The 14,822-nt window shown below is 72.8% G+C and carries 14 protein-coding genes and 1 tRNA gene; 7 read left to right on the top strand and 8 right to left on the bottom strand.

Translation table 11 applies throughout. The features are described from left to right. Position 1: 1 nt before the first annotated feature. From ACTHAM_RS05815 to ACTHAM_RS05805, 3 genes are read right to left on the bottom strand one after another with little or no spacing between them, the layout of a single operon-like run. Positions 2-1,228, bottom strand: a complete 1,227-nt coding sequence (locus ACTHAM_RS05815; protein ID WP_440685289.1) for a Nif3-like dinuclear metal center hexameric protein — start codon at positions 1,226-1,228, stop codon at positions 2-4. Continuing rightward, the gene (locus ACTHAM_RS05810) at positions 1,225-2,274 is read right to left on the bottom strand and encodes a zinc-dependent alcohol dehydrogenase family protein (RefSeq protein WP_440685287.1); all 1,050 of its coding nucleotides are present in this window, start codon (positions 2,272-2,274) and stop codon (positions 1,225-1,227) included. The genes ACTHAM_RS05815 and ACTHAM_RS05810 overlap by 4 nt, the downstream gene beginning before the upstream one ends. Positions 2,275-2,292: 18 nt before the next feature. After that, complete coding sequence (locus tag ACTHAM_RS05805) at positions 2,293-3,141, bottom strand: MOSC domain-containing protein (RefSeq protein ID WP_440685285.1); 849 nt, start codon at positions 3,139-3,141, stop codon at positions 2,293-2,295. Positions 3,142-3,206: 65 nt separating this feature from the next. On the opposite strand from ACTHAM_RS05805, the gene ACTHAM_RS05800 reads away from it, so the two are divergent. Beyond that, a tRNA-Val gene (locus ACTHAM_RS05800) sits at positions 3,207-3,280 on the top strand. Positions 3,281-3,333: 53 nt separating this feature from the next. On the opposite strand, the gene ACTHAM_RS05795 is transcribed toward ACTHAM_RS05800, so the two are convergent. Further along, positions 3,334-3,804, bottom strand: a complete 471-nt coding sequence (locus tag ACTHAM_RS05795; RefSeq protein ID WP_440685283.1) for a peroxiredoxin — start codon at positions 3,802-3,804, stop codon at positions 3,334-3,336. Beyond that, positions 3,801-4,220 carry a DUF3052 domain-containing protein gene (locus ACTHAM_RS05790; protein WP_440685281.1) on the bottom strand — a complete coding sequence of 140 codons (420 nt, stop codon included), beginning with the start codon at positions 4,218-4,220 and terminating at the stop codon, positions 3,801-3,803. The genes ACTHAM_RS05795 and ACTHAM_RS05790 overlap by 4 nt, the downstream gene beginning before the upstream one ends. A gap of 367 nt (positions 4,221-4,587) precedes the next feature. On the opposite strand from ACTHAM_RS05790, the gene aceE reads away from it, so the two are divergent. Next, a complete protein-coding gene (aceE, locus tag ACTHAM_RS05785; protein ID WP_440685279.1) occupies positions 4,588-7,332 on the top strand; it encodes a pyruvate dehydrogenase (acetyl-transferring), homodimeric type in 2,745 nt (914 codons plus the stop codon). 91 nt (positions 7,333-7,423) lie between these two features. Here aceE and ACTHAM_RS05780 read toward each other — a convergent pair whose 3' ends face one another. Continuing rightward, positions 7,424-8,110: a hypothetical protein gene (locus ACTHAM_RS05780; RefSeq protein WP_440685277.1), complete on the bottom strand. Its 687-nt coding sequence runs from the start codon at positions 8,108-8,110 to the stop codon at positions 7,424-7,426. 168 nt (positions 8,111-8,278) lie between these two features. Here ACTHAM_RS05780 and ACTHAM_RS05775 point away from each other — a divergent pair, with 168 nt between their 5' ends. The 5 genes from ACTHAM_RS05775 to ACTHAM_RS05755 all read left to right on the top strand — a co-directional run bounded on the left by ACTHAM_RS05775 (position 8,279) and on the right by ACTHAM_RS05755 (position 13,392). Then, a complete protein-coding gene (locus ACTHAM_RS05775) occupies positions 8,279-9,529 on the top strand; it encodes a PucR family transcriptional regulator (protein ID WP_440685276.1) in 1,251 nt (416 codons plus the stop codon). A 129-nt stretch (positions 9,530-9,658) separates the two neighbouring features. Further along, on the top strand, positions 9,659-10,648 hold the full coding sequence (locus ACTHAM_RS05770) for an ACP S-malonyltransferase (RefSeq protein ID WP_440685274.1): 990 nt from the start codon (positions 9,659-9,661) through the stop codon (positions 10,646-10,648). Next, on the top strand, positions 10,645-11,649 hold the full coding sequence (locus ACTHAM_RS05765; protein ID WP_440685272.1) for a beta-ketoacyl-ACP synthase III: 1,005 nt from the start codon (positions 10,645-10,647) through the stop codon (positions 11,647-11,649). The genes ACTHAM_RS05770 and ACTHAM_RS05765 overlap by 4 nt, the downstream gene beginning before the upstream one ends. 106 nt (positions 11,650-11,755) lie before the next feature. Next, positions 11,756-12,004, top strand: coding sequence for an acyl carrier protein (locus ACTHAM_RS05760; RefSeq protein WP_146951658.1), 249 nt, complete (start codon positions 11,756-11,758; stop codon positions 12,002-12,004). A gap of 143 nt (positions 12,005-12,147) precedes the next feature. Continuing rightward, the gene (locus ACTHAM_RS05755) at positions 12,148-13,392 is read left to right on the top strand and encodes a beta-ketoacyl-[acyl-carrier-protein] synthase family protein (RefSeq protein ID WP_440685269.1); all 1,245 of its coding nucleotides are present in this window, start codon (positions 12,148-12,150) and stop codon (positions 13,390-13,392) included. 138 nt (positions 13,393-13,530) lie between these two features. Here ACTHAM_RS05755 and ACTHAM_RS05750 read toward each other — a convergent pair whose 3' ends face one another. After that, on the bottom strand, positions 13,531-14,031 hold the full coding sequence (locus ACTHAM_RS05750) for a DUF3145 domain-containing protein (protein WP_440685267.1): 501 nt from the start codon (positions 14,029-14,031) through the stop codon (positions 13,531-13,533). A gap of 160 nt (positions 14,032-14,191) precedes the next feature. Beyond that, positions 14,192-14,680, bottom strand: a complete 489-nt coding sequence (def, locus tag ACTHAM_RS05745) for a peptide deformylase (RefSeq protein ID WP_440685265.1) — start codon at positions 14,678-14,680, stop codon at positions 14,192-14,194. Positions 14,681-14,822 lie beyond the last annotated feature (142 nt).

Genomic DNA, 14,822 nt, shown 5'->3' with positions numbered 1-14,822 from the left:
GTCATGCCGGCGCGTCGGCCGGGCCGGCCACGCGACCCGTCCACGGGTCCGTGCGGCGCGTGCTGACGCGGGTCTCCACCGTAGTGCCCAGCGCCGCCAGGTCGGCCTCCAGGGCGCTCGCGCCGTGGGTGAGCCAGGGCCACTCGGACGCGAAGTGGGCCAGGTCGACCAGGTATGGCGTCGCCGCGCCGCCCCGCGCGTCGAACAGGGCCCGTTCGCGCTGCTCGGACGCGGGGTGGTGCCGCAGGTCGGCCGTGACGTAGGCGTCCACGCCGGCCGCACGGACCTGGTCGAAGAAGGAGTCGCCGGAACCTCCCAGCACCGCGACGGTCTCGACGCGCCCGTCCGGGTCGCCCGCGAAGCGCACGCCCTGCGCCGTGGCGGGCACCGCGCCGGCCACCTCGCGGGCGAACGCGGCCAGCGTCGTGGCCGCCGGCAGCCGCCCGACCCGACCCGACCCGGTCGACCCCGACCACGCGGCGAGCTCGAGCACGTCGAACGCCGGCTCCTCGTACGGGTGGGCCGCGCGCACGGCCGCGACCACGGCGTCCCGCAGCCGGCGCGGTGCGACCATCTCGACGCGCGCCTCGACCACGCGCGCGGCCACACCGGCCTCACCCACCGCCGGTCGTGCGTCCGGCGACGGGGTGAACGTGCCCTCGCCGGTGGAGGTCCACGCGCAGCGGCTGTACTCCCCCAGCGCGCCGGCACCCACGGCGGACATCGCCTCGACGAGCGCCTCGGCGTGCGCCACGGGGACGAACACCACGTGCTTGTCGAGCAGCTGCGCGGGCGCGGGCACCAGCGGACGGGTGTCCACCAGCCCGAGGGCGGCCGCCAGCGCGTCGGCCACGCCACCGGTGGCGACGTCGGCGTTGGTGTGCGCGGCGTACAGGCCGACCCCGGCGCGGATCAGCCGGTGCACGAGCGCGCCCTTGGCCGAGGTCGCGGCCACCGAGTGCACCCCGCGCAGCAGCAGCGGGTGGTGCGTGACGACGAGGTCCGCACCCCAGGCCACCGCCTCGTCCACGACGTCCAGGACGGGGTCGACCGCGAACAGGACGCGACGGACCACCTGGTCGGGGTCACCGACCACCAGGCCGACGCGGTCCCACGACTCGGCCGTGCCCGGCGGGTAGCGACGGTCCAGCGCGCCGACCACGCTCGCCAGCGTGGGTGCGGCGCCGTCCGCACCGCCGGTCCGGGGGTCCTGGGTCGTCGCGGTCACGGCAGCAGCATCGACTTCGTGGCGCGCCGCTCGTCCATCGCGGCGTACGCCTGGGCCACCTCGTCCAGCGGCAGGACCAGGTCGAACACCAGCCCGGGCTCGATCGCCCCGGACCACACCTCGTCGATCAGCTCGGGGATGTAGCCGCGCACCGGGGCCACGCCGCCGCCGACGGAGACGTTGGTGGAGAACATCTGCTGCACGGGCAGCTCGGGCCCACCGGCCGGGACGCCGACGAACCCGACCCGTCCGCCGGGCCGCGCGCTGTCCAGGGCCTGCTGCATCGACTCCTTGGTGCCCACGCACTCCAGCACGCTGTCCGCGCCGATGCCGTCGAGCAGGTCACGCACGCGTGCGACACCGTCGGCCCCGCGTTCGGCGACCACGTCGGTCGCCCCGAACCGCTCCGCGAGCCGCTGCCGGTCGGCGTGGCGGGACATCGCGACGACCCGCTCGGCGCCCAACCGGCGGGCGGCGATCACCGCGCACAGCCCGACCGCACCGTCACCGACCACGACGACCGTCGAGCCGGGGCCGACCTGGGCCGACCGTGCGGCGTGGTGGCCGGTGCCCATGACGTCGCTGAGGGTCAGCACGTGCGGCAGCAGCTCGCTCGACGGGTGCTCGGGCGCGGCGACGAGCGTGCCGTCCGCGAGGGGCACCCGCACGTACTCGCCCTGCCCGGCGTCGCTGGGGATGCCGTCGTGGTCGGGGGATCCCCACCACGCCAGCTGCTCGCACGAGGTGTGCACACCGTTGCGGCAGTGCACGCACGTGCCGTCGGCGATCGAGAACGGGGCGATGACGAACTGGCCCGGACGGATCGTGCGCACGTCCGCGCCGACCTCCTCGACCACGCCGACGAACTCGTGGCCGATCCGGCTGGGCTCCGTGGTCTGGCGCACCCCGCGGTACGCCCACAGGTCGGAGCCGCACACGCACGAGGCGACGACGCGCACGATCGCGTCGGTGGGGCGACGGATCACCGGGTCGGGGACCGTCTCGAGTCGGACGTCGTGGGGGCCGTGGATGACGGTGGCGCGCATGGTCAGACCCTACGACCATCAGTCGACGCGGACGGGGTCCCCCACCGTGACGTGCCCCGTGGTCACAGGCACCATCCGCACACCGAACCAGGTCTTGCCGTCCCGCTTACGGTGCATCGCCAGCGTGCGGATCGGCTCCGGTCCGCGGCGCCCCGTGCCGGGTTCGGTCGTGGTGAGGACGCAGCGGTCGCACTGCTCGGCGAACCGCAGCTCGACCTCACCGACCCGCAGCCGCGCCCACCCGTCCTCGGCGAACGCCTCGACGTCACCGCCGACGACCAGGTTCGGGCGGAACCTCTCCATGGGCAGCGGCGGGGGCACGGGCTCACCCCGGTCGATCGCGCCGGCGCCGATCCACGCGTCGAGCTGCGTCAGCGAGGCCTGCGTCGCCACGAGCAGCGGGGCTGCGTCGGCGAACGAGACGACGTCACCGACCAGACCACCGTCCTGCGGTCGGACAGGCCGTGCCGGGACCGACTGGTGCACCAGTCGCACCGGTCGGCCCAGCGCCGCCGAGAGCCACACGTGCGCGTCGTCCCCGGCCGGTGACGCCACGCCGACACCGGTCATCGTGACGGCAGCCTCGAGCGAGGAGTCCGGCACCGGCACGACCAGGGGCGCCTCGCCCTCCCGCGTGAGCCGGATCCCACCGCCGACCTGCGGCGTGGCACGCACCGTCAGCATCTGCGGGACGCGTCGTGCGGTGACCGTGTCCCCCGCCGGGTCGACGACCATCCAGCGCCGGTCACCGGCCAGACCCTCGGGCCGCACCTGCGCGGTCCGGACCGGCACACCCCGCAGCGACTTGACCGGGTGCACGGCCAGTCCGGCGACGAAGGCCTCGACGTGTGCGCTGCTGCTGATCACGCACCGGACCGTAGCAAGGGCGTGCGCGCTCGCCCGCGCCGGTAGGCTGTGCGACCGTTCCTCAGGGGCCTGTAGCTCAGTTGGTCAGAGCGCCGCGCTTACACCGCGGAGGTCGTCGGTTCGAGACCGGCCGGGCCCACCTCACACCGCGCTCAGTCCGCGCGTCCCGCACCGCCGGGCGCGCGAGACAGCTCACCCGGCTGCGAGCGCCTCGATGGCCCGCAGGTAACCGGCCAGGTCGCGGGCCTGCCCGCGCGGGTTCAGCACCGACCAGCGCAGGACACCCCGGGCGTCCACCAGGAAGCTGCCCCGCAGCGCCAGCCCACGCTCCTCGTCGAGCACGCCGTAGGCGCGCGCCACCTGTCCGTGCGGCCAGAAGTCGGACAGCAGGTCGAAGGTGTAGCCGTCCTGCTCCGCCCAGGCGCGCAGCGAGAACATCGCATCGCAGGAGATCGCGAGCAGCCGCACGCCGGCCCGGTCGAAGGCGTCGAGGTTGTCGCGCAGCTCGCACAGCTCGCCCGTGCAGATGCCGGAGAAGGCGAACGGCACGAAGACGAGCGCCACCGGCGTTCCTCTCAGCGCACTGAGCGTGACCGGTGTGCCGTGGGTGTCGACGAGCGTGAAGTCGGGGGCGAGGTCCCCGACGCGGGGGCCTGCGCTCACTTGCCTCGGCCGCGTGTCGCCAGACGCGTGGCCGACCACTCGGCAGCGATGGAGAAGGTGGTCATCGCGTGCAGGCCCGAGGTCGTGGCGGCCTCCTCGATGTCGCTGTGCGACACATGACCACGGCGACCGGCCTTGGGGACCAGGACCCAGATGGGCCCGTTGTCGTCCAGCACCGTCATCGCATCGACCAGGAAGTCCGTCAGGTCGCCGTCGTCGTCACGGAACCAGATGACGGCGCCGTCGGTGACGTCGTCGTACTCCTCGTCGACCAGCTCGGAGCCGGTGATCGTCTCCAGGCCTGCGCGCAGGTCCTGGTCGACATCCTCGTCGTAGCCGAACTCCTGGATCACCTGACCTGCGGTGAATCCCAGACGAGCCGCCGGCGTGGCGGAGTCGTCCGCTGTGGATGACACGTCCCGACCGATCCCTTCCGTCACGGTGTCCCTGTTCCGGGAGTCACCTGCTGATGTCCGCACACCGTAGCCCACCGCACACCGCCGGGCCCTGGCAAGGGCCCTCCGCCCGGCGCGCCACGCCCGGCCGCACCCATCCGGACCCGTCCGGTCCGGAGTGCGCGCTGCGGTGCACGTCACGTGTCACTCACGTCACGTCCAAGAAATCGGCCCCGCGTGTGACTTTCGGCCCAGAAGAGACCGAGAATGGTCGAACTACCCGCCCCTGCCGGCGGCGCTCCTGCGGGACGCCGACCGAGCAGGTCAGGGCCGAGATGCGCGCCGGGGCCGACCGGCCGGGCGCGCGCACGAGAGGCAAGGAGCGCTGGTGGCTTCGATCGACGAGACAGGCCCGCTGATCGGCGGCCTGCTCAGCCAGGTACCCGACATCGACCCGGGCGAGACCGGCGAGTGGCTGGAGTCCCTCGACGGGCTCATCGAGGACAAGGGTGGCCCTCGCGCCCGCTACATCCTGCTGAGCATGCTGCGGCACGCCCGTCAGAAGAACGTGGCGATCCCGACGTCCATCAACACCCCGTACGTCAACACGATCGCCGTGCACGACGAGCCGTACTTCCCCGGCGACGAGGTCATGGAGCGCCGCTACCGCTCGTGGATCCGTTGGAACGCCGCCGTCATGGTGACGCGCGCGCAGCGTCCCGGCATCGGGGTCGGCGGCCACATCTCCTCCTACGCCTCGGTGGCGACGCTGACCGAGGTCGGCCTCAACCACTTCTTCCGCGGCAAGGACCATCCGGGCGGCGGTGACCAGGTCTACTTCCAGGGTCATGCCTCCCCCGGCGTGTACGCCCGCGGGTTCCTCGAGGGCCGCCTGTCCGCCGACCAGCTCGACGGCTTCCGCCAGGAGGTCTCGCACCCCGGCGGCGGCCTGCCGTCGTACCCGCACCCGCGTCTGGCACCCGACCTGTGGGAGTTCCCCACGGTGTCGATGGGTCTGGGCCCCTCGTCCGCCATCTACCAGGCATGGACGAACAAGTACCTGCACCTGCGCGGCATCAAGGACACCAGCCAGCAGGACGTCTGGGCGTTCCTCGGCGACGGCGAGATGGACGAGCCCGAGTCGCGCGGCATGCTGCAGCTGGCCGGCCAGCAGGGCCTGGACAACCTCACGTTCGTCGTCAACTGCAACCTGCAGCGCCTCGACGGCCCGGTCCGTGGCAACGGCAAGATCATCCAGGAGCTCGAGGCCCAGTTCCGCGGGGCCGGTTGGAACGTCATCAAGGTCATCTGGGGCCGCGAGTGGGACGTCCTGCTCAACGCCGACAAGGACCGTGCGCTCGTCAACCTAATGAACGTCACCCCCGACGGTGACTTCCAGACGTACCGCGCCGAGTCCGGTGCGTTCATCCGTGAGCACTTCTTCGGTCGCGACCCGCGCACCAAGCAGCTCGTGGCGAACATGACGGACGACGAGATCTGGGCGCTCAAGCGCGGCGGGCACGACTACCGCAAGATCTACGCCGCCTACAAGGCCGCCCGCGAGCACACCGGTGCACCGACGGTGATCCTGGCGCACACCATCAAGGGCTACGGCCTGGGCTCGGGCTTCGCCGGGCGCAACGCCACACACCAGATGAAGAAGCTGAAGAACCAGGACCTGAAGAACCTGCGCGACTCGCTGCACATCCCGATCACGGACGAGCAGATCGACGCCGACCCGTACCTGCCCCCGTACTACCACCCGGGGCCGGACGACGAGGCCGTCCGCTACATGCTCGACCGTCGCCGCCAGCTCGGCGGCTTCGTGCCCGAGCGCCGCTCGACGCACACGCCGATCAAGACGCCCGAGCCGAAGGCCTACGAGAGCCTGGCCAAGGGGTCCGGCACGCAGGAGGTCGCCTCGACCATGGCACTCGTGCGCCTGTTCAAGGACCTGGTCAAGGACAAGGAGTTCGGCCACCGCCTGGTGCCGATCATCCCCGACGAGGCCCGCACGTTCGGCCTGGACGCGATCTTCCCGAGCGCGAAGATCTTCAACACCCTCGGGCAGAACTACCTCGCCGTGGACCGCGAGCTCATGCTGAGCTACAAGGAGTCCGAGTCGGGGCAGATCATGCACACGGGCATCAACGAGGCCGGGTCGGCATCGGCGTTCCAGGCCGTCGGTACGTCGTACGCGACGCACGGCGAGCCGCTGATCCCGTTCTACTTCTACTACTCGATGTTCGGGTTCCAGCGCACCGGCGACCAGTTCTGGGCCGCCGGCGACCAGATGACCCGCGGCTTCCTCATCGGGGCCACGGCCGGACGCACCACGTTGACGGGCGAGGGCCTGCAGCACGCGGACGGCCACTCGCCGCTGCTCGCCGGGACCATGAGCCACGTCGTGCACTACGACCCGGCGTACGGGTACGAGATCCGGCACATCGTGCGGGACGGGATCGAGCGCATGTACGGCGACGCCGGCGGTCGCGACCGTGACGTCATCTACTACCTCACGGTCTACAACGAGCCGATGATCCAGCCGGCCGAGCCGGAGGGCGTGGACGTCGAAGGCATCCTCAAGGGAATCCACCTCATCGCCCCCGCGCAGGGTGAGGGACCGAAGGCACAGATCCTCGCCTCCGGTGTCGCGGTGCCGTGGGCGCTGGAGGCCCAGCAGCTGCTCGCCGAGGACTGGGGCGTGCACGCCGCGGTGTGGTCGGTGACCAGCTGGAACGAGCTGCGCCGTGACGGCCTCGCCGCCGACGAGCACGCGTTCCTGCACCCGGGTGAGGAGCAGCGCGAGGCCTACCTGACGACCAAGCTCGCCGGGGCGGAGGGGCCGTTCGTGGCCACGACCGACTACGACCACCTGGTCGCCGACCAGGTGCGCGCGTGGGTGCCGGGCCGCTACGCGACGCTCGGGGCGGACGGCTTCGGCTTCTCCGACACGCGCGCCGCCGCACGCCGCCACTTCAAGATCGACGGCCCGTCGACCGCCGTGCGCGTGCTCCTCGAGCTCGCCCGCGAGGGCAAGGTGGCCGCCGACGCCCCGGCGCAGGCCATCGAGCGGTACCGCCTGCACGACGTGACGGCCGGGACGTCCGGCAACACGGGCGGCGACTCCTGAGGTCGGCTGCGGGTCGCTGACCCGTGGACGCACGAAGGCCCGGACGGCGATGCCGTCCGGGCCTTCGTCGCGTTCGCCGTCGGTGGTGCGCTCAGGTGCCTTGGATGCTCTGCTCCGCCTGGGCCACCGCGCGCACGAGCTCGTCGCGCAGCGCGCTCACCTTGCGCTGGTCCGGGTAGAGGTCCAGAGCCGCCAGGTGCTGCTTGGCGTCCAGGGGACGGCCGGCCTCGACGGCGGCGAGCACCAGCTCGCGCGCGATCTCCGGCGCATGCTCGCGGGGCCTCCAGTGCCCCGTGCCCAGACCCAGCGCCTCGACGGGCAGCCCCGCCTCGCGCAGCAACGCCAGCGCGGACACCAGTGCCTGCCCGGACGGGTCGCGCTCGGTGGCGGTGGCCAGACGGCGCAGGGTGCCCTCGTGGTCGTCCCGCACGGACAGCCGGGCGACCTCGATCAGCGGGTACCAGGCACGGGGGTTGCCGGCCAGCTCCTCGCCGAGCGCCCAGACGGCCAGGTCGGCGGCGCGCTGCCGCTCGCTCTCGTCGAGCGTGGCGGTCAGCGGGTCGTCGTCGCCGGAGGCGTCCGCCGCGCGCCGACGGACGATCTCGGCCAGGGCCCGGAAGGCCCGTTCGTTGTTGGGGTCGTCGCTGAGCATCGAGCGCAGCGCGTCCTCGTGGAGCGTGTCGCCGCGTCGTGCGGCCGTGGTCGGCCGTCGCGCGCCGACCCGTGATGCGGACGTCGGGCGCCGCATCAGCTGACGGAGTCGGGGCAGGAGTGCCATGTGGCGACCCTAGCCGCAACCGTGCACATCCCTCACCCGCTCCGGCCGCGCACAAGAGGAAACGGCCAACGCCCGCGGCGGCCGAGGAGCGGCCCCACTGCTCCCCGTGCGGGTCGACACGGATCGGCATTTGTCGACTCCCCACAAGGCTCCGCCTATGCTCGGCCCATGGTCAGTGCCCCGCGCCGCTCCCCCGCCGACGTCGTGGCAGGCGCCGAGCAGCCTCCGGGCGCCGGCGCGCAGGCCGACCCTCGGGCCGGCGCGGAGACGCAACGGCGGGTCCGCGAGGGCACCGGACCGCTCTCGGCCGCCGCCATGCGCCGCCTGGACAGCGACCTCGAGTGGTACCGCAGGCTGCCCGCCGAGGACCGCTCATGGGTGGGCCTGGTGGTGCAGGCAGGCATCACGGCCTTCGTCACCTGGTTCAACGCACCCGCGCTGCCCCCGCACGGCGTCGGCGACATCTTCGCGGCGGCACCACCGGAGCTGACACGCTCGATCTCCCTGCAGCACACGCTGCAGCTCGTGCGCGTGATCGTCGACGTCGTCGAGGCGCACTCCGACCAGCTGGCCGCCCCGGGCGAGGAGCGCGAGGTGCGCGAGGCGGTGCTGCGCTACTCGCGCGAGGTCGCGTTCTCGGCGGCCGAGGTCTACGCCCGCGCGGCCGAGGTGCGCGGGGCGTGGGACGCACGGCTCGAGGCGCTCGTGGTCGACGCCCTGGTCCGCGGGGACGTCGACGACTCGTTGCGCTCACGTGTGGCCGCCCTCGGCTGGAGCGGGCACGGCTCGATGCTCGTCATGACGGGTACGTCCGCCGGCCCCCTCGACGAGGTGCGCTCGGCCGACCTGCGGCGTGTGCTGCGCCGTGCCGTCGACGACGCGCTGGTCGGCATCCAGGGCAACCGCCTGGTCGTGTTCCTCGGCGGGCGCGGTGACCTGCTGGCCGCCGCGCACGCCCTGACGTCCCGGTTCGGCCCGGGTCCGGTGGTCATCGGACCGGTCGTGCAGGACCTGGCCGACTGCTCCCGCTCGGCACGCGCCGCCCTGGCCGGACTCGTCGCCGCGGCAGCCTGGGAGCAGGCCCCCCGACCCGTGCAGGCCGACGAGCTGCTGCCCGAACGTGTGCTGGTCGGCGACGCCACCGCCCGACGCGTGCTCGTGCAGCAGGCGTACGTGCCGTTGGCCGCGGGCCAGGGCTCGCTGCTGGAGACGCTGTCGGCCTACCTCGGCACCGGCCGTTCGCTCGAGGCGGCCGCCCGCACGTTGTACGTGCACCCCAACACGGTCCGCTACCGCCTGCGCCGCGTCGCCGACGTCACCGGGTGGGACCCCCTGGACGCCCGCGAGTCGTACGTGCTGCAGACGGCGCTCGCGGTGGGTCGTCTGGACGGCACCGGCACGCCGGAGCCCGGCAGCTGACCCTCGCGAGCACGGTTCGTCGAACCCTCGACCGGACGGCCACCTTTGTAGGACCCGCACAAGGGGTGCGGTGATCCTTGGTGTGCGCCGTGAGCCGGTCGAACCGGTCAGGCCGGGCACAGTGGTCGGGTGCTCGTCGTCGTCAGCCCCGGTCAGGGCGCCCAGTCCCCCGGCATGCTCGCCCCATGGCTCGAGCTGCCCGTCGTCGCCGAGACGCTCTCGCGTGCGAGCGCCACGACAGGCGTCGACCTGCTCGCCCACGGGACGACGTCGGACGCCGACACGATCCGTGACACCGCCGTGGCCCAGCCGCTGCTCGTCTCGACGGCCCTGGCGGCCCTGCGGGCGGTGCTGGACATCGACGCCGACACCCCGCTGGCGGACGCCCTGACCGGCCGGGCCGACGCCGTCGCAGGGCACTCGGTCGGCGAGCTCGCCGCGGCGGCGGCCGCCGGGGTCCTTGCCGAGGACGACGCCCTGCGCCTGGTGACTGTGCGCGGAGCGGCCATGGCTCGCGCCGCCGCAGTCACCCCGACGGGGATGGCCGCGGTGCTCGGCGGCGACCCGCAGGAGGTTCTCGCGGCCCTCGCCGACCTCGGCCTGGTGCCCGCCAACGTCAACGGTGGCGGGCAGGTCGTCGCCGCCGGGACGACCGAGGCGATCGCCGCCCTGGTCGCCGCACCGCCGACACGTGCCCGCGTGATCCCCCTGCAGGTGGCCGGCGCCTTCCACACCGAGCACATGGCACCGGCCGTCGAGGAGCTGCGTGCCGCCGCCTCGGGCGTGGCCGTGTCCGACCCGAGCACGCCGCTGCTGTCCAACGCCGACGGTGCCGTCGTGACCTCCGGGGCGGAATCGCTGCACCGCATCGTCGCCCAGGTGGCACACCCCGTGCGCTGGGACCTGTGCCAGTCGACGCTCGTCGAGCGGGGCGTCACCGGGCTGCTCGAGCTGGCCCCCGGCGGGGTGCTCACCGGCCTGGCCCGGCGTACGCTGCCCGGCGTCGAGACCGTCGCCCTGAAGTCCCCCGCCGACCTCGACGCCGCCCGCGACCTCGTCCGTCGGCACGCAGGTACGGCACTGTCCACCGACCCCAGCAGCCAGGAGCGCACGTCGTGACCCGTCCGACCCTCACCCAGTCCTCCGGCCCCGCCTACTCGCGCATCCTGGGCCTGGGTGGTGTCCGCGGCGAGCGCGTCGTCCCGAACGACGACCTCGTCGGCCCGATCGACTCCTCCGACGAGTGGATCCGGCAGCGCACGGGGATCATCACCCGTCGTCGTGCGGAGGCCGGCACGGACGTGCTGGACCTGGCCGAGGGTGCGGCGCGCGCCGCGATCGAGAACGCCGGGCTGACCGGTGCCGACATCGACGCCGTGATCCTGTCGACGGTCACCTACTTCCACCAGACGCCTGCGGGTGCCGCGATCCTGGCGGACCGCCTGGGCGCCACGCCGGCGGCGGCCTACGACATCTCGGCCGCGTGCGCGGGCTACTGCTACGGCATCGGCCAGGCGGACGCCCTCGTCCGTTCGGGTGCGGCACGCCACGTGCTGGTCATCGGCGCCGAGAAGATGAGCGAGTTCGTCGACCCGACGGACCGCAGCATCTCGTTCCTGCTCGGCGACGGCGCCGGCGCGGTCGTCATCGGCCCGTCCGACTTCCCTGGCATCGGCCCCACCGTGTGGGGTTCCGACGGCGGGCAGGCGCAGGCCATCCGGCAGACGCACTCCTGGCTCGACACGCGCGACCACGGCGCCGGCTGGCCGACGCTGCGCCAGGAAGGTCAGTCGGTGTTCAAGTGGGCCGTGTGGCAGATGGCGCCGATCGCGCAGAAGGCCCTCGACGCCGCGGGGGTCACCGCCGACCAGATCGACGCGTTCATCCCGCACCAGGCGAACATGCGGATCATCGACCAGATGATCAAGCAGCTCAAGCTGCCCGAGTCGGTCGTGGTGGCCCGCGACATCGCCGACACCGGCAACACCTCGGCCGCCTCGATCCCGCTGGCCACCGAGCGCCTGCTGCGCGAGGGCCAGGTCTCCAGCGGCGCGCTCGCCCTGCAGATCGGCTTCGGCGCGGGACTGGTGTACGCCGCCCAGGTGGTCGTCCTGCCCTGAGCAGGCCGACCCGCACGCCCCGGTACCGTCGACCCGGCTGTACCGTTCACGACCACCAGCACTCACCCGCAGTCGTCCCCGACTGCCCACCTTGGAGGAGACACCGATGGCGCACAGCGAGCAGGACATCCTGGCCGGCCTGGCCGAGATCGTCAGCGAGGAGACGGGTCTGCCGACCGACTCCGTCCTGCCCGAGAAGTCCTTCACCGACGACCTCGACATCGACTCGCTGTCGATGATGACGATCGTCACGCTCGCCGAGGAGAAGTTCGACGTGCGCATCCCCGACGACGAGGTCAAGAACCTCGTCACGGTGGGCGACGCCGTCTCCTTCATCGCGGGAGCCCAGGCCTGAGCCTGCACCCCTGACGGGTCTTCCCTGCACGCAGGGCCCTGACCGGTCGCCGCTGCGGCGCGCGACCGGTCGGGGCGACCCACCCGGGCACGACCCCTGACCGGACCACGCGAGCCACTGCTCGACCGCCGACTGGAGCACCGATGAGCCACGTACCCGACGTCGTCGTCACCGGCCTGGGCGCCACGACCCCGCTGGGCGGGGACGTGCCCAGCACCTGGAGCGCCGCGCTGGCGGGCCAGTCCGGTGCCCGCACGTTCGACAACGACTGGGTGGAGACCTACGGCCTGCCCGTCACCTTCGCGGCGACCATCAAGGTCTCGCCCGAGGACGTCCTGACCCGTCCTGAGATCAAGCGCATGGATCCCTCGGCGCAGTACGCGATCATCGCCGCCCGCGAGGCGTGGGCCGACGCGGGCAGCCCCGAGGTCGACGGCGAGCGCCTCGGCTCGGTCGTGTCCTCCGGCATCGGCGGCATCTGGACCACGCTCGACGGCTGGGACACCCTGCGCGAGAAGGGCGCCCGCCGCGTCCTGCCGATGACCGTGCCGATGCTCATGCCGAACTCCCCCACCGCGTACGTCTCGCTCGAGCTCGGCGCTCGGGCCGGTGCGCACGCCCTGGTCTCCGCGTGCGCGAGCGGCGCCGAGGCCATCGGGTACGCGGTCGAGATGATCCGTTCCGGCCGTGCCGACGTGGTCGTGGCCGGCGGCACCGAGGCGTCGATCCACCCGATGCCGATCGCGGCCTTCGCGGCCTCGCGCACGCTCTCGCTGCGCAACGACGACCCGCAGGGCGCCTCGCGTCCGTACGACCGGGCCCGTGACGGGTTCGTCATCGGCGAGGGCGCCGGCGTGGTGGTCCTGGAGTCCGCGGAGCATGCTGCCGCCCGCGGCGCACGCGTCTACGCGAAGGTGTCCGGCGTCGGCCTGTCCGCCGACGGGTACCACATCACGTCGCCCGAGCCGTCGGGCGACGGTCAGATCCGCGCGATGCGGGCGGCTCTCGAGGAGTCCGGTGCGTCGGCGGCGGACGTCGTGCACGTCAACGCGCACGCCACCTCGACCGTGGTGGGCGACCTCATCGAGGCGCGCAGCATCCGCGGCCTGCTCGGTGGCGACGCGGACCACGTCGCCCTCTCCGCGACCAAGTCGATGACCGGGCACCTGCTCGGTGGCGCGGGCGCGTTGGAGACGATCTTCACGATCCTGGCCCTGCACGACCGCCAGGCGCCGCCGACGATCAACGTCACCGACCCGGACCCCGAGCTGGTCCTCGACCTGGTGCGTGACACGCCGCGCGCGTTGCCCGCCGGGCAGATCGCCGCGGTGAACAACTCGTTCGGGTTCGGCGGGCACAACGTCGCCCTGGTGCTGACCTCGGTCTGACCGCTCGGCGCCTCGTCGGTCGAAGGCCGTCGGCCGCTCCCTCGAGGAGCAGTCGACGGCCTTCGTGGTCGATGGCGCGTCCGCCCGGTCACCCGGCCTGCGACGGTGCGACGTGGCGGTCGGCCGCGTGGATCGCGATCAGCCGACGCGGTGCAGCCACCGGACGGGCGCGCCGGCACCGGCGTACCGGAACGGCTCGAGCTCGTCGTCCCAGGCCTGGCCGAGCGCCAGGTCGAGCTCGGCGCGCAGACGCAGCGGGTCCGCGGCGTGCTCGAGGGCCGCCCGGATGCGGTCCTCGGGGACGACGACGTTGCCGTGCACGTCGGTCGCCGCGTGGAAGATGCCCAGCTCAGGGGTGTGGCTCCACCGGGAGCCGTCGGCCCCGTGGCTGGCTTCCTCGGTCACCTCGTAGCGCAGGTGAGCCCAGCCGCGCAGGGCGGAGGCCAGACGCGCGCCGGTGCCCTGGGCGCCCTGCCAGGAGTACTCGCCGCGGTAGAAGCTCGGTCCGGCAGGCTGGGGTGTCCAGTCCAGCGTGACGCGTGCGCCCAGCACGTTGCCTGCCGCCCACTCCACGTGGGGGCACAGCGCGCGAGGTGCTGAGTGCACGAAAAGTACACCGCGGGTGATCGCACCGGCCATGTCATCCTCCTGACGGCTCGAGGTTCGCCTTCCCCAACGACCTCGCACCGTGATCCGGAGGCATCACAGCAGTACGCACGCAGTGTGCTGGGCGCAAGCATGCCCGACATCGAGGCCCAGCGCCAGCGTGCTCGCCGAACCGGCAGCCTGGACCTGCAGGTCAGAGCTGGTCGCGGATGGCCCGCATGGCCTTCTTGCGGACCGAGCGCTCGAGCCGGTCGAGGTAGAGCATGCCGTCGAGGTGGTCGACCTCGTGCTGGAGGCAGCGCGCCATGAGCTCGGTCCCCTCGACCACGACCTCCTTGCCGTCCAGGTCGGTGCCGACGACCCGGGCGTACCAGGCTCGCTTGGTGGGGTACCACAGGCCGGGGACGGACAGGCAGCCCTCGTCGCCGTCCTGGTACTCGTCCTCGGACAGCTCGACGATCACGGGGTTGAGCACGTAGCCGACCTCGTCGTCGATGTTCCACGAGAACGCGCGCAGGCCCACGCCGATCTGGTTGGCGGCCAGGCCGGCGCGACCGTCGTGGTCGACCGTCTCGAGCAGGTCCTCGACCAGGCCGCGCACGCGGTCGTCGATCGTCGTGATGGGTTCGCAGGGCGTGCGCAGCACCGGGTCGCCGACGGTTCGGATCTCTCGCATGGCCATGCCGGGATTCTTTCACGACCCGGCCCCGGTCCGGGCGACGGTGAGGCGCCGGCCGGAGGGCGCTTGCCGATCGAGCCGGGTCGTCCTATGTTTGTACTGACCGGTCAGACCAAGAGGCCGGGATCGACGACGAAGGACATGC

Source organism: Cellulomonas soli (assembly GCF_052036975.1).
In the GTDB taxonomy this organism is placed as follows: Bacteria; Actinomycetota; Actinomycetes; order Actinomycetales; family Cellulomonadaceae; genus Cellulomonas; species Cellulomonas soli_A.
Note: the sequence above shows the minus strand (reverse complement) of the source record. Positions and strands in the feature narration are given on the sequence as shown.